Raw genomic sequence first — 973 nt, 5'->3', positions numbered from 1 at the left:
CCGCGGAGTCCCGTGGCGACCCGGGCGCTGAGGCGCGCCGCCTCGCGGTAGCCGAGGCGTCCCTGGGTGCCGTCCTCGCGCTCCCACCGCAGCGCGGTCGCGTCCGGGCGCCCGCCCCGCACATGGCGCTCCAGACAGGAGTCGACCAGGTTGGTGCGCCCGCCGGGGAACCAGCGGGTGGCGGCGATCCCGCCCCGCCCGTCGCGGGTGCGCCGCGGTTCCTCGTGCCAGACGACGCCGATGTCGCGGGCGGCGGCCGACCAGTACCACTCGGGGTCCGCGACCGAGCGGGCCTGCAACGCGCGGTAGCCGTCCAGGCCGTGGGCCCGGCAGAACCGGGCGACGTTGCTGTGCCGGGTCAGCTCCCGGCCGGGGTACCAGGCGTACTCGCCCACGTCACGCCTCCGGGTTCTCGACGAGTGCGGCGATGCCCTGGCCGCCGCCGACGCACAGCGCGACGACGGCGAACCGCCCGCCGGTGCGGCGCAGTTCATGGGCGGCCTTGAGCAGCAGGACCGTGCCGGTCGCGCCGACCGGATGGCCGAGCGCGATGGCCCCGCCGTTGGGGTTGACCCGCTCGGGGTCGAGCCGGAGGTCGTCGAGGACGGCGAGGACCTGTGCGGCGAACGCCTCGTTGAGCTCGATGACCGCGATGTCACCGGCGTCCAGCCCGGCGCGCCGCAGCAGCTTCCGGATGGCCCCGGCGGGCGCGAAGCCCATGATCTCCGGTTCCAGGGCGGTGACCACCACATCGCGCAGCAGACACAGCGGGACGGTCCCCGCGCGCAGGTCCGTGAGGCGCGTCAGCACCACGGCGGCGGCCCCGTCGTTGATCCCGGCCGAGTTCCCGGCGGTGACCGTGCCGTCGGGGGTGAACGCGGGGTCGAGCCGGGCGAGGCGCTCCACGGTGGTGCCGGGGCGCGGGTGCTCGTCCTGCCCGACCGTGCCGTCCGGGGTGGGTACGGGAACGATC

2 protein-coding genes are annotated in these 973 nt (G+C 76.2%); both read right to left on the bottom strand.

The window, feature by feature from the left end; all coding sequences use genetic code 11:
- Positions 1 to 395, bottom strand: a 395-nt coding sequence (locus tag ACJA3G_RS37620; protein ID WP_406557492.1) for an acetyl-coenzyme A synthetase N-terminal domain-containing protein, incomplete at its 3' end; no start/stop codon positions are given.
- A gap of 1 nt (position 396) precedes the next feature.
- The coding region (locus tag ACJA3G_RS37615) for a thiolase family protein (RefSeq protein ID WP_406557491.1) at positions 397 to 973 on the bottom strand (577 nt) is incomplete at its 5' end.

Origin of the sequence: Streptomyces sp. YS-3, assembly GCF_045257485.1 — a bacterium.
GTDB lineage: Bacteria > Actinomycetota > Actinomycetes > Streptomycetales > Streptomycetaceae > Streptomyces.
The sequence above is the reverse complement of the archived record's forward strand: the minus strand, read 5'-3'. Positions and strand labels throughout refer to the sequence as shown.